Origin of the sequence: Dermacoccus sp. PAMC28757 (assembly GCF_014302635.1) — a bacterium.
GTDB lineage: Bacteria > Actinomycetota > Actinomycetes > Actinomycetales > Dermatophilaceae > Dermacoccus > Dermacoccus abyssi.
Map to the genome: position 1 here is coordinate 2036640 of NZ_CP060292.1, position 22727 is coordinate 2059366.

General features: G+C 68.8%; 19 protein-coding genes. 18 read left to right on the forward strand and 1 reads right to left on the reverse strand.

What is annotated here, in order from left to right:
* The first annotated feature begins 2 nt into the window (after positions 1 to 2).
* The 11 genes from H7F30_RS09785 (at position 3) to H7F30_RS09835 (ending at position 12065) form a co-directional block, all read left to right on the forward strand.
* A complete protein-coding gene (locus H7F30_RS09785; protein WP_231579607.1) occupies positions 3 to 1331 on the forward strand; it encodes an ABC transporter ATP-binding protein in 1329 nt (442 codons plus the stop codon).
* Positions 1328 to 2374, forward strand: coding sequence for an ABC transporter ATP-binding protein (locus H7F30_RS09790; protein WP_047312683.1), 1047 nt, complete (start codon positions 1328 to 1330; stop codon positions 2372 to 2374). The genes H7F30_RS09785 and H7F30_RS09790 overlap by 4 nt, the downstream gene beginning before the upstream one ends.
* Positions 2375 to 2527: 153 nt before the next feature.
* Positions 2528 to 2905 (forward strand): DUF948 domain-containing protein, encoded by a 378-nt coding sequence (locus tag H7F30_RS09795; RefSeq protein WP_047312684.1) that lies wholly within the window; start codon positions 2528 to 2530, stop codon positions 2903 to 2905.
* 106 nt (positions 2906 to 3011) lie between these two features.
* Entirely contained in the window at positions 3012 to 5726 is a 2715-nt protein-coding gene (gene alaS, locus H7F30_RS09800) for an alanine--tRNA ligase (protein WP_187034832.1), read from the forward strand.
* A gap of 16 nt (positions 5727 to 5742) precedes the next feature.
* Positions 5743 to 6255: a Holliday junction resolvase RuvX gene (gene ruvX, locus H7F30_RS09805; protein ID WP_047312686.1), complete on the forward strand. Its 513-nt coding sequence runs from the start codon at positions 5743 to 5745 to the stop codon at positions 6253 to 6255.
* Entirely contained in the window at positions 6248 to 7516 is a 1269-nt protein-coding gene (gene mltG / locus H7F30_RS09810; protein WP_129663277.1) for an endolytic transglycosylase MltG, read from the forward strand. The genes ruvX and mltG overlap by 8 nt, the downstream gene beginning before the upstream one ends.
* Positions 7516 to 8355: a shikimate dehydrogenase gene (locus tag H7F30_RS09815; RefSeq protein ID WP_222617888.1), complete on the forward strand. Its 840-nt coding sequence runs from the start codon at positions 7516 to 7518 to the stop codon at positions 8353 to 8355. The genes mltG and H7F30_RS09815 overlap by 1 nt, the downstream gene beginning before the upstream one ends.
* Positions 8356 to 8363: 8 nt before the next feature.
* Positions 8364 to 9587, forward strand: a complete 1224-nt coding sequence (gene aroC, locus H7F30_RS09820) for a chorismate synthase (protein WP_187034836.1) — start codon at positions 8364 to 8366, stop codon at positions 9585 to 9587.
* A gap of 5 nt (positions 9588 to 9592) precedes the next feature.
* Positions 9593 to 10225, forward strand: coding sequence for a shikimate kinase (locus tag H7F30_RS09825; protein ID WP_187034838.1), 633 nt, complete (start codon positions 9593 to 9595; stop codon positions 10223 to 10225).
* Complete coding sequence (gene aroB, locus H7F30_RS09830) at positions 10222 to 11286, forward strand: 3-dehydroquinate synthase (protein WP_187034840.1); 1065 nt, start codon at positions 10222 to 10224, stop codon at positions 11284 to 11286. Before H7F30_RS09825 ends, aroB begins: the two co-directional genes overlap by 4 nt.
* Positions 11287 to 11381: 95 nt before the next feature.
* Positions 11382 to 12065 (forward strand): class I SAM-dependent methyltransferase, encoded by a 684-nt coding sequence (locus H7F30_RS09835; RefSeq protein WP_187034842.1) that lies wholly within the window; start codon positions 11382 to 11384, stop codon positions 12063 to 12065.
* 141 nt (positions 12066 to 12206) lie between these two features.
* On the opposite strand, the gene H7F30_RS09840 is transcribed toward H7F30_RS09835, so the two are convergent.
* The gene (locus H7F30_RS09840) at positions 12207 to 13802 is read right to left on the reverse strand and encodes an FMN-binding glutamate synthase family protein (protein ID WP_187034844.1); all 1596 of its coding nucleotides are present in this window, start codon (positions 13800 to 13802) and stop codon (positions 12207 to 12209) included.
* A 259-nt stretch (positions 13803 to 14061) separates the two neighbouring features.
* On the opposite strand from H7F30_RS09840, the gene efp reads away from it, so the two are divergent.
* The 7 genes from efp (at position 14062) to carB (ending at position 22647) form a co-directional block, all read left to right on the forward strand.
* Positions 14062 to 14622, forward strand: coding sequence for an elongation factor P (efp, locus tag H7F30_RS09845; RefSeq protein WP_047312690.1), 561 nt, complete (start codon positions 14062 to 14064; stop codon positions 14620 to 14622).
* 3 nt (positions 14623 to 14625) lie between these two features.
* Positions 14626 to 15042, forward strand: a complete 417-nt coding sequence (gene nusB / locus H7F30_RS09850; protein WP_047312691.1) for a transcription antitermination factor NusB — start codon at positions 14626 to 14628, stop codon at positions 15040 to 15042.
* A gap of 241 nt (positions 15043 to 15283) precedes the next feature.
* Positions 15284 to 15919 carry a bifunctional pyr operon transcriptional regulator/uracil phosphoribosyltransferase PyrR gene (gene pyrR, locus H7F30_RS09855; RefSeq protein ID WP_187034846.1) on the forward strand — a complete coding sequence of 212 codons (636 nt, stop codon included), beginning with the start codon at positions 15284 to 15286 and terminating at the stop codon, positions 15917 to 15919.
* The gene (locus H7F30_RS09860) at positions 15916 to 16851 is read left to right on the forward strand and encodes an aspartate carbamoyltransferase catalytic subunit (protein WP_187034848.1); all 936 of its coding nucleotides are present in this window, start codon (positions 15916 to 15918) and stop codon (positions 16849 to 16851) included. The genes pyrR and H7F30_RS09860 overlap by 4 nt, the downstream gene beginning before the upstream one ends.
* Positions 16851 to 18155: a dihydroorotase gene (locus tag H7F30_RS09865; RefSeq protein ID WP_187034850.1), complete on the forward strand. Its 1305-nt coding sequence runs from the start codon at positions 16851 to 16853 to the stop codon at positions 18153 to 18155. The genes H7F30_RS09860 and H7F30_RS09865 overlap by 1 nt, the downstream gene beginning before the upstream one ends.
* A complete protein-coding gene (gene carA / locus H7F30_RS09870) occupies positions 18152 to 19342 on the forward strand; it encodes a glutamine-hydrolyzing carbamoyl-phosphate synthase small subunit (protein ID WP_187034852.1) in 1191 nt (396 codons plus the stop codon). The genes H7F30_RS09865 and carA overlap by 4 nt, the downstream gene beginning before the upstream one ends.
* Positions 19342 to 22647, forward strand: a complete 3306-nt coding sequence (carB, locus tag H7F30_RS09875; protein ID WP_187034854.1) for a carbamoyl-phosphate synthase large subunit — start codon at positions 19342 to 19344, stop codon at positions 22645 to 22647. The genes carA and carB overlap by 1 nt, the downstream gene beginning before the upstream one ends.
* Positions 22648 to 22727: the final 80 nt, after the last annotated feature.

Here is a 22727-nt window from a genome sequence, read left to right on the forward strand (position 1 = left end):
GCATGTTTGACAAGCTCAAGAAGAACTCCGGCGGTTCGACGCCCAACTCGAACGCCCGTCACCTCGGCAGTGACTCACGGAGCGTCACCGACAAGGTCGGGGACGCGGCCGAGGCCGCAGTGTCGAAGGCCGGGGACGCTGTCGCCACCGCCGCTGCCAAGGTGGGCGCCGGTGACGCCAAGCACGCACAGGAGCGCTTCACCGCTTCGGCTGAGAAGCCCGGTAAGAAGGTCGTCGACAAGTCCGGACGTCCGCTGCTGTCGGTGCGCGACCTCAAGGTCCACTGGCCGACCGACGACGGTGTCGTCAAGTCGGTCGACGGTGTGAGCTTCGACCTCTACGAGGGCCAGACCCTTGGCATCGTCGGTGAGTCCGGTTCGGGCAAGTCGGTCACGAGTACGACAATCCTCGGTCTGAACCGCGGAACCAACGCGCAGATCAGTGGCCAGATCGACTTCGACGGTGACGACCTGCTCACCATCAAGGAAGACCGCCTTCGCGAACTGCGCGGCCAGAAGATGTCGATGATCTTCCAGGACCCGCTCTCGGCGCTGCACCCGTACTACACGGTCGGCGCGCAGATCATCGAGGCCTACAAGGTTCACCACCCGAAGGCCTCGAAGAAGGAAGCTCGCGAGCACACCATCGAGATGCTCGCCCGTGTCGGCATCCCGTCCCCGCAGAAGCGCGTCGACCAGTACCCGCACGAGTTCTCCGGCGGTATGCGTCAGCGCGCGATGACGGCCATGGCGCTCGTCAACGACCCCAAGCTGCTCATCGCGGACGAGCCCACCACGGCGCTCGACGTGACGGTCCAGGCGCAGATTCTGGACCTCATGCTGGACCTCCAGCAGGAGTTCAAGTCGGCGATCATCATCATCACGCACGACCTCGGCGTCGTTGCCGACGTCGCCGACGACCTGCTCGTCATGTACGCGGGCCGCCCGGTCGAGCGCGGAGATGTCTACGACACCTTCGCTAAGCCGCAGCACCCGTACACCGTTGGGCTGCTCAACTCGATGCCGCGCCTCGACGAGGCCCGCCGCGAGAAGCTCGACCCGATCCCCGGAAACCCGCCGTCGCTCATCAGCCTGCCCAAGGGATGCTCGTTCGCTCCCCGCTGCGCGTTCAGGCACCTGGTGCCGGGCAGCCGGTGCGACACCGAGATGCCGGATCTCTACACGTTCGGTGATCAGCAGGCCCGCTGCTTCCTCACCGAGGAGCAGAAGGCCGAGCACATGAAGCCGGCGCAGGCCCGCACCATGGACACCCCCGCCGCCGCTGGACCCGTCGAGGCCCACGGCTCCACCAAGCTGGGAGACGACGCATGACCACCCCCGCACAGGAGAACACCGTCGAGGGCGCCAAGCAGGTCGCCGTCGGTGAAGAGGTGCTGCGTGTCCGCGGCCTTCAGAAGCACTTCCCGCAGAAGAAAGCGGGCCTCATCCGTCGCCCCGACAACCCCGTCAAGGCTGTCGACGGCATCGACCTCGTCCTCCGCCGCGGCGAGACGGTCGGGCTGGTGGGGGAGTCGGGTTGTGGCAAGTCGACCGCCGGGCGCACGATGCTCAAGCTCCTCGAACCCACGGGCGGCACCATCGAGTTCGCCGGTGAGGACATCACCAACTTCAAGGGCGGCGACCTGCGTCGCATCCGTCGTGAGTTGCAGATGGTCTTCCAGGACCCGCACGGCTCGCTCAACCCGCGTCACACGGTCGGCAAGATCATCGCGGCGCCGTTCGACATCCAGGGCGTCAAGCCCGAGGGGGGTGTGAAGAACGCGGTTCAGGAACTCATGGAGCGCGTCGGCCTCAACCCCGAGCACTACAACCGTTACCCGCACGAGTTCTCGGGTGGTCAGCGTCAGCGCATCGGTGTGGCCCGAGCCATCGCGCTCAAGCCGCAGGTCATCGTCTGTGACGAGCCGGTGTCGGCGCTCGACGTGTCGATCCAGGCTCAGGTCGTCAACCTGCTGGAGGAGATCCAGGAGAGCGACAAGATGGCGTACGTCTTCGTCGCACACGACCTGTCCGTCGTGCGTCACATCTCCGACCGCGTCATCGTCATGTACCTGGGCAAGGTGATGGAGGACGCGGATCGCGACACGCTCTACGAGCGGCCGCAGCACCCGTACACGCACGCGTTGCTCTCGGCGGTGCCGATTCCGGACCCGACGCTCAAGGGCAAGCGTGAGCGCATCCTGCTCAAGGGCGACCTGCCCAGCCCGCAGAACCCGCCGTCGGGTTGCGTGTTCCGCACGCGTTGCCCCAAGGCTCAGGACCTGTGCGCCCAGGTCGAGCCCGAGGCCACCGAGGTGGCGCCGGGCCACCGCGTCGCCTGCCACTTCCCGGAGGTTCGCACCGACGTCGTGTGACGTGGGGTCGATCGGTCAGTGCCGCGCGGCCACATCGGTGGCCGACTCAGCTCAATAGGTTTGCGCACTGTGCGCGTCCAGCCCTCCCGCTCCCGCGCGGGAGGGCTGTGACGTGTGCGGTCATAATGGGCGCGGAAGAAGGGGTGTGACGAGATGAGCGTTTCCGTGGGTGAGATCGCCGGTTTCATTGCGGCGGTGGCGTTCGCCGTACTCGTGTGGCGCCTCGGCGGCGTCATCAACAAGGCCGGCGCCGTTCTCGACGAGGCCAGCGCCGCTGTGCGGAAGGTGAGCGACGAGACCCTGCCGCTCATCACCGAGATGACGAACACCGTTTCCGCGACGAACGGCCAGATCGAACGACTCGACGCCATCACCGCCAACCTTGCGACCATGTCCAACAACCTCAACGCGCTGACCTCGCTCACCGTGGCAACCGTCGGTCGGCCGATGCTCAAGGTCGCTTCGGTGGGCTACGGCATCAAGCAGGCGATGAGCGGGAAGACCTCAGGGAGCGTGACGAGGCAGCGTTGACCCGCTGCGCCTCGCGACCCGCGCCGGTGGGGGCACTCGAACTCCCGTCGCGCATGGGATGATGGCGGACGCACACCCGTACGACACCTACCAGTGAGGGCGATTGATGGAAACCGCCGAGATCCGGCGCCGTTGGCTGCAGTTCTTCGAGAGCAAGGGCCACACGGTCGTGCCGAGCGCCCCGCTCATCCACGACGATCCGAACCTGTTGTTCGTCAACGCGGGCATGGTGCCCTTCAAGCCGTACTTCCTCGGCCAGCAGACGCCCACGTTCACGCGTGCCACGAGCGTCCAGAAGTGTGTTCGCACCGGTGACATCGAAGAGGTCGGCAAGACGAGCCGTCACGGCACGTTCTTCCAGATGAACGGCAACTTCAGTTTCGGCGACTACTTCAAGGAAGACGCCGTCAAGTTCGCCTGGGAACTGCTGACGACCGACCAGAGCGCCGGCGGCTACGGACTCGATGCCGACCGCCTGTGGCCGACGGTGTACGAGACCGACGACGAGGCCTTCGAGATCTGGAAGAACGTCGTGGGCGTCGACGAGAAGCGCATCACGCGTCGTGACGCCAACGACAACTACTGGAGCATGGGCGTGCCCGGGCCCGGTGGCCCCTGCTCGGAGATCTTCTTCGACCGCGGCGCCGAGTACGGCACCGAGGGCGGCCCGGCGGTCGACGAGGACCGCTACATGGAGATCTGGAACCTCGTCTTCATGCAGTACGAACTGTCGCAGGTGCGCAGCAAGGCTGACTTCGACGTCGCCGGCGAACTGCCGAAGCGCAACATCGACACGGGCATGGGTCTGGAGCGCATGGCGTCGCTGCTGCAGGGCGTCGACAACCTCTACGAGATCGACGAGGTCTACCCCGTCCTCGACATGGCGGCCGAGATGACCGGCAAGCGCTACGGTGCGCACTCGGGCCAGTCGTCGGCCAGCAGCCACCCCGACGACGTGCACCTGCGGGTGGTCGCCGACCACGTGCGCAGTTCGCTCATGCTCATCGGTGACGGCGTCACGCCCGGCAACGAAGGGCGCGGCTACGTGCTGCGCCGCATGCTGCGCCGCGCCGTGCGCGCGATGCGCCTGCTCGGCTACGCCGACCCGGCCCTGCCGCACCTGTTCCCGATCTCGATGGAGCGCATGTCGCAGTCGTACCCGGAACTGAAGACGGACTTCGCGCGCATCTCACAGATCGCCTACGCCGAGGAAGAGGCGTTCCGCCGCACGCTCGTACAGGGCACGACGATCCTCGACACCGCGGTGAACAAGGCCAAGCAGGCGACGTCGAGCGAAGGCTCCGGTGCTGCGCCGGTGCTGTCGGGGGAGAAGGCCTTCAGCCTCCACGACACGTACGGCTTCCCGATCGACCTCACGCTCGAGATGGCGGCCGAACAGGGCGTCAGCGTCGACGAGCAGGGCTTCCGTCGCCTCATGACCGAGCAGCGCGAGCGTGCCAAGGCCGATGCCAAGGCGAAGAAGACCGGTCACGGTGACGTCGCCGTGTGGACGCAGCTGCGCGAGCAGGGCGCGACGGAGTTCCTCGCCTACCAGGGCCTCGAGGCCGAGGCGACCGTGCGCGGTCTCGTCTCCGGCGGTACGGCTGTCGAGGAGCTCGAGCCGGGCCAGAACGGTCAGATCGTGCTCGACCGCACGTCGTTCTACGCCGAGTCCGGTGGTCAGATCGCCGACGAGGGCATCATCGTCACACCCGGTGGCCGACTCAAGGTCATCGACGTGCAGCGCCCGGTCAAGGGCCTCATCGCGCACACCGTCGAGGTGCTCGACGGCCCCGTGCGCGTCGGCGAGGGTGTGCAGACGAAGGTCGACCCCGAGTGGCGAATCTCCGCGTGCCAGGCGCACTCGGGCACGCACGTCGTGCACGCTGCCCTGCGCGAGGTGCTCGGCCCGTCCGCGCTCCAGAGCGGCTCGTACAACAAGCCCGGCTACCTGCGTCTGGACTTCGCGTGGAACTCGGCGCTCTCGCCCGAGACCCGCAGCGAGATCGAAGAGGTGGCGAACCTCGCGGTGCGCCGCGACCTGCCGGTTTCCGCGCAGTACATGACGCTGCCCGAGGCCAAGAAGCGGGGCGCGCTGGCCCTCTTCGGCGAGACCTACGACGAGCAGGTGCGCGTCGTCGAGATCGGCGGCCCCTGGTCGCGTGAACTCTGCGGTGGTACGCACGTCGCGCACAGCTCGCAGGTGGGTGCACTGTCCCTCACGGGCGAGTCGTCGGTCGGTTCCGGAGTGCGGCGCCTCGAGGCCTTCGTCGGCATCGACGCCCTGCGTTACCTCGCCAAGGAGCGCGCCCTCGTCGCCGACCTCACGTCGATGACGAAGGCGCAGCCAGGTGAGCTCAAGGAGAAGATCTCCGAGATGCTCACCCGCATCAAGGACGCCGAGCGCGAGATCAGCCGCCTCAAGCAGCAGCAGATGGCCGCCGCGGCCGGTTCGCTCGTCGAGAACGCGAAGGACGTCTTCGGCGTCCGTTTCGTCTCGCATCACGACGAGTCGCTCGACGGTGACTCGGCTCGCACCCTCGCCATGGACCTGCGCTCGAAGCTCGGTGACTCGTCGCCGGCCGTCGTCGCCGTCGGTGGTGTGAGCAAGGGCCGTCCGGTCGTCGTCGTGGCGACGAACGCCCCTGCACGCGAGTGGCGCGTCAAGGCCGGTGACCTCGTCAAGGTCGCGGCCGGTGTCCTCGGCGGCGGTGGCGGCGGCAAGCCGGACCTCGCCCAGGGCGGTGGTCAGGATGCCTCCAAGCTCGGCGAGGCGCTCGCCGAGGTCGAGCACACCGTCGGCCGCACGGTCACGAACTGATACGGGCGGGGTGGCCATGAGAACCGGAGTGCGACTGGGCGTCGACGTCGGCACGGTACGTGTCGGCCTGGCGGCCAGTGACCCCTCCGGCATCATGGCCACCCCGATCCGCACGCTCGCTCGAGCGGAGTCGACGAACAAGGACGTCGTCGCCGTCGCGGAAGCGGCCGACGAGGCTCAGGCGCTCGAGGTCGTCGTCGGGCTGCCCCTCAACATGAAGGGCGAGGACACTGCGTCCACGGCGGCGGCCCGGGCGTGGGCCAACACGCTGAAGGGCCTTCGGCCGCAGCTTCGCGTGGTTCTCGTCGACGAACGTCTAACATCGGTGACCGCACACCGTGCCCTGCACGAGAGCGGGGTGGCGGGACGTAAGCACCGCACGCACGTCGACCAACAGGCGGCGGTGCTCATCCTGCAAGCTGCGCTCGACACCGAGCGCGGAACCGGCCGGCCCCCCGGGGCCGAGGTCGGTGGGCGCAAACCCCGCGCCCGGCGCACGACGAAAGAAGGTGGCTCGCACCATGGGTAGTTCGCCCCGAGATCGACTCTTCGGCCGCGCCGAGGACGAGGTCGACCCGAGCCAGGCCGTGCGTCGTGAGGGTGAGCGTGGAGCGCAGACTCGCGCCGCGTTGCCCAAGGCCCGCAAGAATCCGGCCATGACGCGTCGTGAGCGACGCGACCGCGACGAGGCACTGCGCGAAGCGGAGCGTCGTCGTGAGGCGGGGGAGACGTCGGTCGACTACAACCCGAACCGTCGCCGCGGCATGGTGCCGCTCGTTCTCGCCCTTGTCCTCGTCCTGGTCGGCGGAACGTTCGCCTGGCGGACTCTCGGCCTCGGCCTGCCCTCGTTCCAGAGCCAGGGCGGCGACTACGACGGCGCCGGTGAGGACGAAACCGTCGAGGTGAAGATCAACAAGGGCGACGCCGGCAGCACGATCGGTTCCTCCCTGGTCGAGGCCGGCGTCACGAAGTCGACGTCCGCGTTCGTCGAGGCCATGGCTGCCAACCCGAAGGTCAACCTCACCCCGGGTACCTACAAGCTGCGCAAGAAGCAGAGCGCCGAGTCCGCCTTGACGGCCCTGCAGGACCCGAAGAACCGCGTCGGCGGCGGCATCGTCATTCAGGAAGGTCTGTGGCAGAGCGAGATCTTCGCCAAGCTCTCCAAGGGCAGCGGTCGTCCGGTGAGTGAGTACGAGAAGGTCACCGCCAACCAGCTCGGCCTGCCCAAGTCGATGAACGGCAAGCTCGAGGGCTGGCTGTTCCCCTCGACCTACGACTTCGACAAGTCGATGACGGCCAAGGAGCAACTGCAGGCCATGGTGAAGAACACCAAGGACCAGCTCAACTCGCTCGACGTTCGCGCCGACCAGCTCCAGGAAGTGCTGACCAAGGCCAGCATCGTGCAGGCCGAGTCGCCGGCCGGCGCTGACGACGGCAAGGTCGCCCGCGTCATCGAGAACCGCCTCGACGAGGACATGCCCCTGCAGATGGACTCGAGCGTGCACTACATCATTCACAAGCGCGGCACGGTGACGACGAGTAACGAAGACCGTCAGAGCGACAGCCCGTACAACACGTACAAGCACAAGGGTCTGCCGCCGACGCCGTACAACAGCCCCGGTGCCGCGGCGATCAAGGCGGCAGCCAACCCGACGCCCGGCCCGTGGAAGTACTTCGTCACGGTCAACCAGGAGACGGGCGAGACGCTCTTCTCGGAGACCTACGACCAGCAGCTCGAGAACGAGAAGAAGTTCCGCGAGTGGTGCCAGAAGAACCCCGGTAAGTGCTGATGCCTCGGGCGCTCGTCATCGGTTCGCCGATCGGTCACTCGCGCTCGCCTGTCATCCACGAGGCGGGCTACCGGGTGGCCGGCCTCACCGACTGGTCGTACGACCGCGCCGAGGTGACGGCTGACGAGGTGCCCGAGTTCCTCGCCGGACTCGACGCCGATGTCCACGGCCTCTCGGTGACGATGCCGTGTAAGGAGGCCGCCCTGGCGGCCGCCGCGACGGCCACGCCGCTCGCCAGGGGCGTCGGCGCGGCGAACACGCTCGTGCGTACGGACGACGGCTGGCATGCCGACAACACGGACGTCGCCGGAGTCGTCGGTGCCCTGCGCGGTGCGGGGTGCGAGGGCACCCAGCACGCGGTCGTTCTCGGCTCGGGCGCCACGGCTCGCGCCGTCATCGCGGCTCTGGCCGAGCTCGGTGTCAGCGACGTGACGTTCGTCGTGCGGACCACGGCACGTCCCGAAACCCTGGCCCTCGCCGACAAGCTCGGGATCGACGCACGGGTCGTCCGCCAGGACGCGGACGAGATGCCGGCCCTCGTCGGTCGCTGTCTGCTCGTCGTCTCCACGCTTCCGCAGGGCGGGGCCGACGTCGTCGCCGACCGCCTCGTCGACGCGCCTTCGCTGCGCATCGGGCCGGCGGCCGGGCCCTACGTGCTCGACGTCGTGTACGCCGACTGGCCGACGCGCCTCGCGCAGGTCATGCAGGAGCGCGGTGCCACGGTCGTCAACGGACTCGACATGCTCGTCCATCAGGCCGCCGCACAGTTCGAACTCTTCACGGCAACGCCCGCCCCCATTGCGGACATGATGCAGGCGGCCTCCGACGCCGTGAAATGATGACCGGCATGCTTCGTTGGTTGACCGCAGGTGAGTCGCACGGCCCGTCCCTCATGGGCGTCATCGAGGGCCTTCCGGCCGGTGTCGAGGTCACGAGCCAGAACATCGCCGACGCCCTTGCCCGCCGCCGCCTCGGCTACGGGCGCGGCGCGCGCATGAAGTTCGAGCAGGACGTCGTGACGTTCATCGGCGGCCTGCGCCACGGGGTGTCGCTCGGTTCTCCGCTCGCCCTGCAGATCGGCAACAGCGAATGGCCCAAGTGGGAGACCGTCATGGCTCCCGACCCCGTCGAGGCCGAGGCCTACGCGGCGTCCAACGATGTCAACGCCGAGAAGGAGATCGCCCGCAACCGGCCGCTCACGCGTCCGCGCCCCGGGCACGCGGATCTCGTCGGCATGCAGAAGTACGGCTTCGACGACGCCCGCCCCGTGCTCGAGCGCGCCTCGGCCCGTGAGACGGCGGCCCGCGTCGCCCTCGGCGAGATCGCAGCGCGCTTCCTCGAGCAGGCCTACGGCATTCGCCTCGTCAGCCACACCGTTGCGGTCGGCACGGCGGCCGTCAGCGATGACGCTGCGTTGCCCGGCCCCGATGACGTGGCCCGCCTCGACGCCGACCCGGTGCGCACCCTCGACGAGGACGGTTCCGCGGCGATGGTCGCGGAGATCGACTCGGCGAAGAAGTCGGGCGACACCCTCGGCGGCGTCGTCGAGGTCTGCGCGTACAACCTCCCGCCTGGCCTCGGTTCGCACGTTCACTGGGACCGCCGCCTCGACTCGCGTCTCGCGGGTGCCCTCATGGGCATCCAGGCCATCAAGGGAGTCGAGGTCGGTGACGGCTTCACCACCGCGCGCCGTCGTGGTTCCGAGGCCCACGACGAGATGGAGCGCACCGACGGCGTCATCCGCCGTCGCACGAACCGTGCCGGTGGCACCGAGGGTGGCATGTCCACCGGTGACGTGCTGCGGGTTCGTGCCGCGATGAAGCCCATCTCGACGGTGCCGCGCGCCCTGGCCACGGTCGATCTCGCCACCGGTGAGGCCGCAACGGCCATCCACCAGCGCTCCGACGTGTGCGCGGTGCCCGCTGCCGGCGTCGTGGCCGAGGCCATGGTCGCCCTCGTCCTGGCCGAGGCCTGCGTCGAGAAGTTCGGTGGCGACAGCGTCGCCGAGACGCGCCGCAACTACGAGAGCTACCTGGCGAACATCCCTGAGCTCCTCACGACGTGGGAGTGACGGACGTGACGCCGCCGCGCCGTCGACCGCGGGCTGTGCTCGTCGGGCCGATGGCGTCCGGCAAGACGTCCGTCGGTCGCAGTCTCGCCGCCCGGTGGGGCGTGGAACTGCGCGACAGCGATTACGTCATCGTCGAGCGCGCGGGACGACCCATCTCGGATATCTTCGCGTCCGACGGTGAGCAGGCCTTCCGTGACCTCGAGCGTGAGGTGATCCTCGGCGAACTCGGGTCGTTCGACGGAGTTCTGGCCCTCGGCGGCGGGGCGGTGCTCGACCCCTTGACACGAGAGGCGCTGGCCGATCACGTCGTCGTCTCCCTGACGGTGGACGAGCGAAACGCCGGATTCCGCATCCGCGGGGACACGTCGCGTCCCGTGTTGGCGGGCGGTGGTCTGGAGACCTGGCGCCGCATCTACGCCGAGCGCCGCCACCTGTATGCCGAGGTCGGCACCGTCGAGGTCGACACCTCACGTGGCACGACCGGCGCGTCCGCCACCCGCATCATCGAAGCCCTCATCGAGGCAGGGTACGAACGGGCCGCATCGACCGGCGGAAAGCGGCCGCTGCCGTCGTCGGTGCCCGTTCGCGCCGCGCCGAGCGACGCCTCCGACCGCACCACGTCAGGGAGCCCCACATGAGCGTCATCTCCGTTGCCGGTCGTTACGACGTGACGATCGGACGCGGCGTCCTCGAGCGCGCCGCGGCTGCGGTGCCGGACACCGCCGCCCGCGTGCTCGTCATCGAACAGGCCGCCGTGGCCGCGGTGGCCGAGCGCGTCGCCGCTGATCTCACCGCGCGCGGGATCGAGGTGCTGCGTGAGGCCGTGCCCGACGGCGAGGCCGCAAAGACCGTCGAGGTCAGCGCGCACCTGTGGGGCGTCATGGCTCGGGCCGGATTCACGCGGACCGACGTGGTCGTCGGTGTCGGCGGGGGAGCGGTGACCGACCTCGCGGGCTGGGTGGCTGCGTCCTGGCTAAGGGGTGTCGGCGTCGTTCAGGTGCCGACGACGGTGCTCGCCATGGTCGACGCCGCGGTCGGCGGCAAGACCGGCATCAACATCGCGGAGGGCAAGAATCTCGTGGGCGCCTTCCACGAGCCGCTCGCCGTCGTCGCTGACCTCGAGACCGTCGAGACACTGCCGGCGCGCGACGTCGCCGCCGGCCTCGCGGAGGTCGTCAAGTGCGGGTTCATCCGCGACGAGCGCATCCTCGAGATCGTCGAGGCGTCTCCCGAAGCGGCACTCGACGTGCGTGGCGCGGCGCTGACCGAGCTCGTCGAGCGAGCAGTGCAGGTCAAGGCCGATGTCGTCGCAGCCGACCTCAAGGAGTCGAGCCTGCGCGAGATCCTCAACTACGGCCACACGTTCGCCCACGCCATCGAGCAGCGCGAGAACTACACCTGGCGTCACGGCGACGCCGTCGCGGTGGGGTGCCTGTTCGCGGCCGAACTGGCTCGCGCTGCGGGCGTTCTCGATGACGCTTCGGTGGCGCGCCAGCGCGCCGTTGTCACAGCACTGGGACTGCCGACCACGTACAGCGGGGGCGACTTCGACGAGATGCTCACTGTGATGGGGCGCGACAAGAAGACCCGAGGAAACCTGCTGCGCTTCGTCGTGCTGCACGCCATCGGCGACACGCATCGCCTCGAGGGGCCCAGCCGCGACGAGCTGCGCGCGGCCTTCGACGCCGTCACCGCCTGAGCCCGCCGCGAGCCGACGCCGTGACGAGCGCTTGCACCTGGTCGAACCTCAGTGAGGGCTACCGCAGATCCTTTGCGACGCTCTGCGCCGGGCCCGTGCCCACACTGCTCGACCACGTCGCCCCGGCCATGGAGCGGCGTTCGGCGGTTCTGCTCGATGTCGGCTCCGGCACGGGAACGGTGGCTCGAGCCGCCGCTGGGCGCAGTTGGCTGGTTATCGCTCTCGATCCCGAAGCGGACATGGCGTCGATGACAGGCGACGCCATGGACGCTCCGGCCGAGGCGGCCCGGGTGGTGCGCGCGGCGTTGCCGAACCTGCCGTTAACCTCCGCCGGTGTCGACGCCGTCGTGGCGAACTTCGTCGTCAACCACGTCGCCGATCCACGCGCGGCGTTGGCAGAGGCTGCCCGGGTGTTACGGCCCGGCGGACGGCTGGCAGTGACGATCTGGACGCGCGCCGGCGCCGGATGGGCCGACCTCGTCGGCGCTGCCTTCGAGGCCGCCGACGCGACATCGCCGCCGTCTGCCCAGCTGCCCGAGCATCTCGACTTCGAGCGGAGCCCGGAAGGTCTGGCGGACATCACGCGCGCGGCCGGTCTGTCCGTCGTGGTGAAGGAGCGGACGACGTGGCGGTGGCGCGTGAGCCCCGACGATCTGTGGGCCGGGATCTCGTCGGGCGTGGCGGCCGCCGGCGCACGCTACCTCGCTCAGACGCCGGACGTGCGGTGCAGGAGCACTTCGTCCGTCTCGCGGCGACTGAGGCACACGACGGGCTGCTGAACTTCGCCAGTGAGGCCGCACTCGTCGTCGCGACGAAGCCGTCCGCACCCCTGACGAGCACCTGACGGCCGACACGACGAAGGCCGGAGGCCCACCGAGCGGTGAGGGCCCCGGCCCTTGTCGGCGTTCGTGGGAGAGCCGTCAGCGCGTGGGCTGCTCCGTGGCAGCAGTCTCCCGGTTGTCCTCGTTCTCACCGCCGAGGTGCACGAAGTCGCCCTCGACCATGATGCGCTCGATCTCGGCTGCGAGGTCGAGGCCGAGGCGTCCGTAACCCTCCGGGTAGCCGAAGACCTCGTCGAGCGCTACGCCGCGGCGCACACCGTCCATGAGTTCGAGGTCCTCCGGGCCGATGAGGGCCGGATGTGCCACACCGATCGCGTCGCTGATCTTGAGCAGGTCCTTGCGCAGGGTCAGGACGTAGTTCGCCATGCGGTGCTTCTTCTGCTGCGGGTCGAGGCCGTGAGCGAGCCACTTGTTCTGCGTGGCCACACCGGTGGGGCATGTGTCCTCGTGGCACTTCTGCGTCTGCAGACACCCGATGGCGAGCATCGCTTCACGGGCCACGTTGATCATGTCGGCGCCCATGGCGAAGGCCTGCGTCGCCGTCAACGGGAGGCCGAGCTTGCCGGAGGCGATGAACACGATGTCATCGCTCAACCCGGCCTCGTAGAAGGTCTTGTAGACGCGCGAGAACCCGACGGCCCAGGGGAGAGCGACGGAGTCGGAGAAGACGATGGGCGCGGCACCCGTGCCGCCCTCACCGCCGTCGATCGTGATGAAGTCGACTCCCCGGCGGGGACCGTCGGTGCTCGACATGAGGTCCGCGAGACGGTGCCAGAACGCCATCTCGCCGACGGCGGACTTGATGCCGACCGGCAGACCCGTCCTCGTCGCGATGCGCTCGACGAAGTCGAGCATCGAGTCCTCGTCGTGGAACGCGGTGTGACGGCTGGGGGAGACAACCGTCTTGCCCTCGACGACACCACGGATCTCCGCGATCTCCTTCGTCACCTTCGTTCCGGGCAGGACGCCACCGAGGCCGGGCTTGGCGCCTTGGGAGAGCTTGATCTCGATCGCCTTGACCGGCGCCGACTCGACGACGGCCACGAGACGCTCGAGGTCGAACTCGCCGTTCTCGTCACGGCACCCGAAGTAGCCGGTGCCGATCTGGAGAATGAGCTCGCCGCCCTGACGGTGATAGGTGGACAGGCCGCCCTCGCCCGTGTTGTGCATCGCGCCCGCGAGGTGCACGCCAGCGTTGATGGCCATGATGGCGTTGCCCGACAGCGAGCCGAAACTCATCGCCGAGACGTTGACGACGGAGCGGGGGCGGAACGCCTTGGCGCGCCCGCGGGCGCCGCCCAGGACCTTCGCGCAAGGGATGGCGTGATCCTCCGTCTCGGCCGCCATCGACCGCGGGAAGGTGCGGTGCTTGATGATCGGGTAACCCTGCAGCGTCTCCATGTCGTTGTCGGTGCCGAAGCCGACGTAGTTGTTGACGCCCTTGGCGGAGCGGTAGATCCAGGCGCGCTGGTCGCGGCTGAACGGACGCTCCTCGTCGTTGCTCGCGACGATGTACTGGCGCAACTCCGGGCCGATCAACTCCAGGCCGTAGCGGGCGTGACCCAGGACGGGGAAGTTGCGCAGGAGCGAATGGTCCTTCTGCGTGAGGTCACGCGCGGCCACACCGGCCGTTGCGACGAAAGGGAGGGACGCGGCGATTCGAGACCACTTCATGGCCCCCATCTGAGCACACCGACGCGTGAAACGCATCACCCCGGCCGTGCCTGATCCGGGGTTGCGCGCGTACGCGATTCGGGCCGGTGCGCCGCGCCCCCTAGACTGACGGGGATGCCCGTGCGTCTCGTGCGGGTGACAACGACAGAATCAGCAACGACAAGCGCTGTTCGCCGCCTCCTGGGCGGCATCACAGCGACGACGTGACGTGGCAGACCGGGCCAGGCCCGTGCCGCGCGAGCAACGAAGGCGGAAATCCGTGGCGAGCACGAACGACCTCAAGAACGGCATGGTTCTCAAGATCGACAACGGGCTGTGGTCCGTCGTCGAGTTCCAGCACGTGAAGCCGGGCAAGGGCCCCGCCTTCGTCCGCACGAAGCTCAAGAACGTCCTCTCGGGCAAGATCGTCGACAAGACCTTCAACGCAGGCGTCAAGGTCGAGACCGCCAACGTCGACCGCTCCGACATGCAGTACCTGTACCAGGACGGCGGCGACTACGTCTTCATGGACACGAAGACGTACGACCAGATCAACATCCCCGCGGAGACCGTCGGTGACGCGGCGAACTTCCTCCTCGAGAACCAGGAAGCGATCGTCGCGACGAACGAGGGCACCGTCCTCTACGTCGAGCTGCCGGCCTCCGTCGTCCTCGAGATCACGCACACCGAGCCGGGCCTGCAGGGCGACCGCTCCACCGGTGGCACGAAGCCTGCAACGCTGGAGACCGGCGCCGAGATCCAGGTCCCGCTGTTCCTCGAGCAGGGCACCAAGGTCAAGGTCGACACGCGTGACGGTTCCTACCTGGGCCGCGTCAACTGATTCATGGGCGCTCGCACCAAGGCGCGCAAGCGCGCCCTCGACCTGCTCTTCGAAGCCGAACAGCGCGGCGTCAACGCCCGTGACCTGCTCGACGAGCGCGTCCTCGCCCCCGTGACCCCGGCGCCGCTGCCGGAGTACACCGCCGTGCTCGTGCGTGGTGTCGTCGACAACTGGCGATCCATCAACGAGGCGCTCGAGACCTACGCCAAGGGCTGGTCGCTCGAGCGCATGCCGGCTGTCGACCGCGCCCTGCTGCGCGTCTCGGCGTACGAGGTGCTCTACGTCGAGGACGTTCCGGACGGCGTCGCCGTCTCCGAGGCGAAGAACCTCGCCACCGAGCTGTCGACCGACAACTCGCCGCAGTTCATCGGCGGCCTGTTGACGAAGCTTTCCGAGGTCAAGTCCTCGCTCGTCGACTGAAACTCGCCGACTGCAGTTCCGCCGAAGCGCCCGCACCCCATGGAGGGGTTGCGGGCGTTTCGACGTCCGATCAGCTCGCGACCTGCTGGAGGAGGCGAGCGCCGCTGCGTTCGAGCCTGCGGGCTGGGGTGTCGCTCGGGTCGGTCACGGCCGTCATCCTGCCAGAGGAAGGGCATGTAAACTCGGGCGCGGAATCATCCTTTAACGATCCGTCCCGTGAGGCGGCGAAGGAGGCCTGCGCATGACGCGCGACGACATGGGCGTAACCGGGAACGGGCACCCCGCCGACACCGAATCGGGCCGCGAGGCGGCCGGTTCACCGCCCGATGTGGGGAGGGTGGTGCTGTCGGCTCCCGAGATCGCGCGAGCTCTGCGCCGCATCTCCCACGAGATCCTCGAACGCAACAAGGGCGCCGACGATCTCGTCCTCCTCGGCATCCCGACGCGCGGAGCGCACCTCGCCCGCCGCCTCGGTGACGCCCTCAAGGCCGTCGAGGGCGTCGACATCCCCGTCGGCACGCTCGACGTCACGATGTACCGCGACGATCTGCGCAAGAACCCGGCTCGCGTAGCCCACCACAGTGACATCCCCGCCATTGGCATCGACGAGCGCACCGTCGTCCTCGTCGACGACGTGCTCTTCTCCGGACGCACGGTGCGCGCCGCTCTCGACGCCCTCGGCGATCTCGGCCGTCCGAAGGCCGTGCGCCTCGCCGTCCTCGTCGACCGCGGGCACCGCGAACTTCCGATCCGTGCCGACCACGTGGGCAAGAACCTGCCGACCGCCACGAGCGAGCACGTGCGGGTTTCCATCACCGAGATCGACGGCGCCGACGAGGTTCGCATCTCAGGTTCCGCCGCAAGGAGCGACGCATGAAGCACCTTCTCTCGGCAGCCGACCTGAGCCGTGACATGGCCGGGCAGATCCTCGAGACCGCAGGTGCGATGCACGACGTGCAGAACCGCGAGGTCAAGAAGCTCCCCGCGCTACGCGGACGCACCGTCGTCAATCTCTTCTTCGAGGACTCGACCCGCACCCGCAGTTCCTTCGAGATCGCGGGCAAGTGGCTCTCGGCCGACGTCATCAACGTCAGCGCCAAGGGCTCGAGCGTGAGCAAGGGCGAGTCGCTGCGCGACACCGTGCTCACGGTCGCCGCCATGGGCGTCGACGGTCTCGTCATCCGCCACATGCGCTCCGGCGCTCCGCTGCAGGTGAGCCAGTGGGTCGAATGCATGGTGGTCAACGCCGGTGACGGCACCCACGAGCACCCCACACAGGCCCTGCTCGACGCCTACACGATGCAGGCGCAGCTCGGCACGCTCCAGGGCAAGCACGTCGTCATCGTCGGCGATCTGACGCACAGCCGTGTCGTGCGTTCGAACCTCATCCTGCTCAAGACGCTCGGCGCGCACGTCACGCTCGTCGCGCCGCCGACGCTCATGCCCAGCGGTATCGCCGCGTGGGCTGGGGCCGACGGATTCGAGACGAGCTACGACCTCGACGCCGTGCTCCCGCACGCCGACGCCGTCATGATGCTGCGCGTGCAACGTGAGCGGATGTCGGGCGGTTACTTCCCGACGCCCCGCGAGTACACGGTCGGGTACGGACTCACGCGCGACCGCCTCGGCCTCCTGCCGGCGCACGCCGTCATCTGCCATCCGGGGCCCATGAACCGCGGCCTCGAGATCAGCCCCGACGCCGCCGACGAAGCGCGTTCCAAGGTGCTCGACCAGGTCAGCGCAGGTGTTGCCGTGCGCATGAGCGTTCTCTACCACCTGCTCGCCTCGAACGAAGGAGCCGGCGCCTGATGGCCAGCACGACCGACTACCTCATCACCGGCGCCGACGTCGTCGGCAGCGGGGCCGCCGACATCCTCGTGCGCGACGGGCGTATCGCCGAAATCGGTACGGGGCTCGATGTTCCGTCCGGCATCGAGCGCGTCGACGCCGACGGCCTCGTCGCTCTTCCCGGCCTCGTCGACCTGCACACGCACCTGCGGGAGCCGGGCCGTGAGGACGCCGAGACGATCCGCACCGGATCGGCCGCCGCCGCAGCCGGTGGCTTCACGGCCGTCTTCGCGATGGCCAACACGAACCCCGTCACCGACACCGCGGAGGCCGCCGAGCGGATCGCCGAACTGGGGGAGCGCGTCGGTCTCGTCGACGTCCACCCCGTCGGTGCCGTGACGAAGAGCCTCGCCGGTGAGGAGCTCGCCGAGCTCGGTCTCATGGCGCGCAGCCGCGCCCAGGTGCGCGTGTTCTCCGACGACGGCAAGTGCGTCCACGACGCCCGCCTCATGCGCCGCGCGCTCGAGTACGTCAAGGCGTTCGACGGCGTCGTCAGCCAGCACGCCCAGGATCCGTTGCTCGCCGACGGCTCCGCGTGCTGCCACGAGGGCGAGGTCTCCGGACGCCTCGGGTTGCCCGGCTGGCCGGGTGTCGCCGAGGAGGTCATCGTCGCGCGCGACGTGATGCTGGCCCGCCACACGGGCAGCCGCGTGCACATCGCGCACGCCTCCACCGCGGGCACCGTCGAGGTGCTGCGCTGGGCCAAGTCGCTCGGCATCGACGTCACCGCGGAGGTCACGCCGCACCACCTCATGCTCGAGACCGACCTGCTCGCCGGGTACGACCCGGTGTTCAAGGTCAACCCGCCGCTGCGTCCCGCGGAGGACATCGAGGCCGTGCGCGAGGCGCTCGCCGACGGCACGATCGACGCCGTCGCCACCGACCACGCCCCGCACGCCCGCCACGACAAGGAGCACGCCTTCGCCGACGCCGCGTTCGGCATGCTCGGGCTCGAGCAGGCGCTCGCGGTGCTCCACACGACGATGGTCGAACCGGGCCGCATGACGTGGGCGCAGGTTGCCGAGGCCACCTCAGCGCGGCCAGCGCGCATCGCCCGCCTGACGTCGCAGGGCGGCGGCCTCGTGGCCGGTGCCCCCGCGAACATCACCCTCTTCGATCCCGCGGTGACGAACGTCGTCGACCGCGAGGAATCGAAGTCGCTTTCCCGCAACAACCCCTGGCACGGACGCACGCTCAAGGGCGCCGTCGCCGCGACGTTCCTGCGCGGACGCCGCACCTTCGCCAACGGAGAGGTTCACCAGTGACCACTAACGATCAGACCGGCGTTCTCGCCCGGCGTTCCGACGCCGTGCTCGTCCTCGAGGACGGGCGCGTCTTCCGCGGTCGCAGCTACGGCGCCGAGGGTACGACGTTCGGTGAGGCCGTCTTCTCCACCGGGATGTCCGGCTACCAGGAGACGCTGACCGACCCGAGCTATCACAAGCAGGTCGTCGTCATGACGGCGCCGCACGTCGGCAACACCGGCATGAACGACGAGGACGAGGAGTCGCGCCGCATCTGGGTGGCCGGTTACGTCGTGCGCGACCCTGCCATCCGCCCGTCGAACTGGCGCAGCGTGCGCACGCTCGAGGACGACCTCGTCGAGCAGGGCATCGTCGGGATCTGCGAGATCGACACGCGCGCCCTCACGCGTCACCTGCGCGAGCGCGGCGCCATGCGTGTTGGCGTCTTCTCCGGCGCGGACGCGGACAAGCTGGACTCCGAACTCCTCGCGGCCGTGAAGAACGCGCCGACGATGGAGGGCAGCGAGCTCGCCTCCGAGGTCGCGACGAAGGAGACCTACGTCGTCCCGGCCCAGGGCGAGAAGAAGTTCACCGTGGCCGCGGTCGACCTCGGCATCAAGTCGAACACCCCGCGCATGATGAGCGAGCGCGGCATCGAGGTGCACGTCATGCCGGCCACGGCGACGCTCGAGGAGGTGCAGGCGATCAACCCCGACGGTGTCTTCTTCTCGAACGGCCCGGGCGACCCGGCCACCGCGCCTCAGGTCGGCCTCCTGCGTGACGTACTCGGCGCCAACATTCCGTACTTCGGCATCTGCTTCGGCAACCAGCTGCTCGGACGCGCCCTCGGCTTCGGCACGTACAAGCTGAAGTACGGCCACCGCGGCATCAACGTGCCCGTGCTCGACAAGGAGAGCGGCACCGTCGAGATCACCGCCCAGAACCACGGCTTCGCCGTCGACGCACCCATCGAGGGGCACACCAACGCCCCTGCGGACGCCGAGCACGGCACGAACTTCGGGCGCGTCGAGGTCTCGCACGTGTGCCTCAACGACGACGTCGTCGAGGGGCTTCGCTGCCTCGACATCCCCGCCTTCTCGGTGCAGTACCACCCGGAGGCCGCAGCCGGGCCGCACGACGCGGCCTACCTGTTCGACCGCTTCGTCGCCATGATGAGCGACCACAACGACGCGAAGGTGAGCGCCTGATGCCCAAGAACACCGACATCAAGAGCGTCCTGGTCATCGGCTCCGGCCCGATCGTCATCGGCCAGGCCGCGGAGTTCGACTACTCGGGTACGCAGGCCTGCCGCGTGCTGCGAGAGGAGGGCCTTCGCGTCATCCTCGTCAACTCCAACCCGGCGACGATCATGACCGACCCGGAGACCGCAGACGTCACCTACGTCGAGCCGATCACGCCCGAGATCGTCGCCTCCATCATCGAGAAGGAGCGCCCGGACGCCGTCCTCGCCACCCTCGGTGGTCAGACGGCGCTCAACACGGCCATCGCCCTGCACAAGGACGGCGTGCTCGAGAAGTACGGCTGCCCGCTCATCGGCGCCAACGTCGAAGCCATCGAGCTCGGCGAGGACCGCGAGAAGTTCAAGGGCGTCGTCGAGCGCTGTGGCGCCGAGTCGGCCCGTTCCTACATCTGCCACTCCATGGACGACGTGCTCGCCGGCGCCGAGGAGCTCGGCTACCCGGTCGTCGTGCGCCCCTCGTTCACCATGGGTGGCCTCGGCTCCGGTTTCGCTTACGACGAGACCGACCTGCGCCGCATGGCCGGCGCGGGCCTGCAGGCCAGCCCGACCACCGAGGTGCTCCTCGAGGAGTCGATCCTCGGGTGGAAGGAGTACGAGCTCGAGGTGATGAGGGACAACGTCGACAATGTCGTTGTTGTCTGTTCCATCGAGAACTTCGACCCCATGGGTGTTCACACCGGTGACTCCATCACCGTGGCCCCGTCGCTGACGCTCACCGACCGCGAGTACCAGCGCATGCGTGACGTCGGCATCGCCGTCATCCGCGAGGTCGGCGTCGACACCGGCGGCTGCAACATCCAGTTCGCCATCAACCCGGCCGACGGCCGCATGATCGTCATCGAGATGAACCCGCGCGTCTCGCGTTCGTCGGCGCTCGCGTCGAAGGCCACCGGCTTCCCGATCGCCAAGATCGCGGCGAAGATGGCCATCGGCTACACCCTCGACGAGGTGCCGAACGACATCACGGCCGAGACGCCGGCGAGCTTCGAGCCGACGCTCGACTACATCGTCGTCAAGGTGCCGCGCTTCGCGTTCGAGAAGTTCCCGGCCGCCGACCCGACCCTCACGACGACGATGAAGTCGGTCGGCGAGGCCATGGCGCTGGGCCGCAACTTCACCGAGGCGCTGCAGAAGGCGCTGCGTTCCATCGAGCGCAAGGAGGCGCAGTTCCACTGGCGCGCCGACGACCTGCCGACGCCCGAGATGGCGCGCGAGCTGCTCGAGCAGGCCAAGCGCCCGACCGACGGACGCATCCTGCTCGTCCAGCAGGCGCTGCGTGGCGGCCTCAGCGTCGAAGAGGTGCACGAGGCCACGAAGATCGACCCGTGGTTCCTCGACCAGCTGCAGCTCATCAACGAGGTGGCCGAGGAGATCTCGCGCGCACCCCAGCTGACGCCGGAACTGCTGCGCCTGGCGAAGAAGCACGGCTTCTCCGACGCCCAGCTCGCACAGCTGACGGACATGAAGGAGGACGTCGTGCGCGGCGTCCGCCACGCGCTCGGTGTGCGCCCGGTCTACAAGACGGTCGACACCTGTGCAGCCGAGTTCGCTGCGCAGACGCCGTACTACTACTCCTCCTACGACGAGGAGAGCGAGGTGCTGCCGCGCGAGAAGCCCGCCGTCATCATCCTCGGCTCGGGCCCCAACCGCATCGGTCAGGGCATCGAGTTCGACTACTCGTGCGTGCACGCCTCGTTCGCGCTGCGTGACGCCGGCTTCGACACCGTCATGGTCAACTGCAACCCCGAGACGGTCTCCACCGACTACGACACGAGCTCGCGCCTCTACTTCGAGCCGCTGACGCTCGAGGACGTGCTCGAGGTCGTCCACGCCGAGCGTGAGGCCGGTCCGCTCGCGGGCGTCATCGTCCAGCTCGGTGGCCAGACGCCGCTCGGCCTGGCGCGCGCCCTCAAGGCCGAGGGCGTGCCGATCGTCGGCACGTCTCCCGAGGCCATCGACCTGGCCGAGGACCGCGGAGCGTTCGGCCGCGTGCTCGCCGAGGCGAACCTGCCCGCGCCGCGCCACGGCATCGCCTACTCGGCCGACGAGGCCGTCGAGGTGGCCCGTGAGATCGGCTTCCCGGTGCTCGTGCGCCCGAGCTACGTGCTCGGTGGCCGCGGCATGGAGATCGTCTACGACGACGACACGCTGCGTGGGTACGTCACGCGTGCGACGACGGCGTCGCCCGAGCACCCCGTGCTCGTCGACCGCTTCCTCGACGAAGCCATCGAGATCGACGTCGACTGCCTCTACGACGGCAAGGAGATGTACCTCGGCGGCATCATGGAGCACGTCGAGGAGGCCGGCATCCACTCCGGTGACTCGGCCTGCGTCCTGCCGCCGGCAACGCTCGGCACCGAGGAGCTCGACCGCGTTCGCGCCTCGACGCTCGCCCTCGCCGAGGGCATCGGTGTGCGCGGCCTCATGAACGTGCAGTTCGCGCTCGCTCAGGACGTGCTCTACGTTCTCGAGGCCAACCCGCGCGCTAGCCGTACGGTGCCGTTCGTCGCCAAGGCAACGTCCGTGCCGCTCGCCAAGGCCGCCGCCCGCGTCATGCTCGGCTTCTCGATCGCCGACCTGCGCGCCGAGGGCATGCTGCCGCCCACCGGGGACGGTTCGCACCTGCCCCTCGACGCTCCGGTCTCGGTCAAGGAGGCCGTGCTGCCGTTCCAGCGCTTTCGCACCGCCGAGGGAGAGGTCGTCGACTCACTCCTCGGCCCGGAGATGCGCTCCACCGGTGAGGTCATGGGCATCGACGCCGACTTCGCCACCTCGTTCGCCAAGGCGATGCTCGGTTCGGGCCAGGGGCTGCCGCGCTCGGGCAACATCTTCGTTTCGTGCGCCAACCGCGACAAGCGCGCCATGTTGTTCCCCGTCAAGCGCCTCGTCGACCTCGGCTTCACGGTGCTCGCGACGAGCGGAACGTCGGACGTGCTGCGCCGCAACGGCATCGCCTCGACCACGGTGCGCAAGCACTCGCAGGGCCAGGGCGAGGACGGCGAGAAGACCATCGTTCAGCGCATCCTCGACGGCGAGGTCGGCATGATCGTCAACACGCCGTCCGGCCAGGATGCGCGCGCCGACGGTTACGCGATCCGCGCGGCGGGAACGTCGATGAACGCGCCCGTCATCACGACGGTTCAGGAGCTCGCCGCAGCCGTGCAGGCCATCGAGGCCGGCATGCAGGGCGAGTTCTCGGTGAAGTCGCTGCAGGAGCACGCGGCCGACCTCAACCTGTTCGCGGCGCGCTGAGGCCCGCCCTGAACGCACGCACGACACCGGACGCGCAGGCGTCGCCGTCGAACGCCGACGGCGTCGTCTCCGTCACGGGT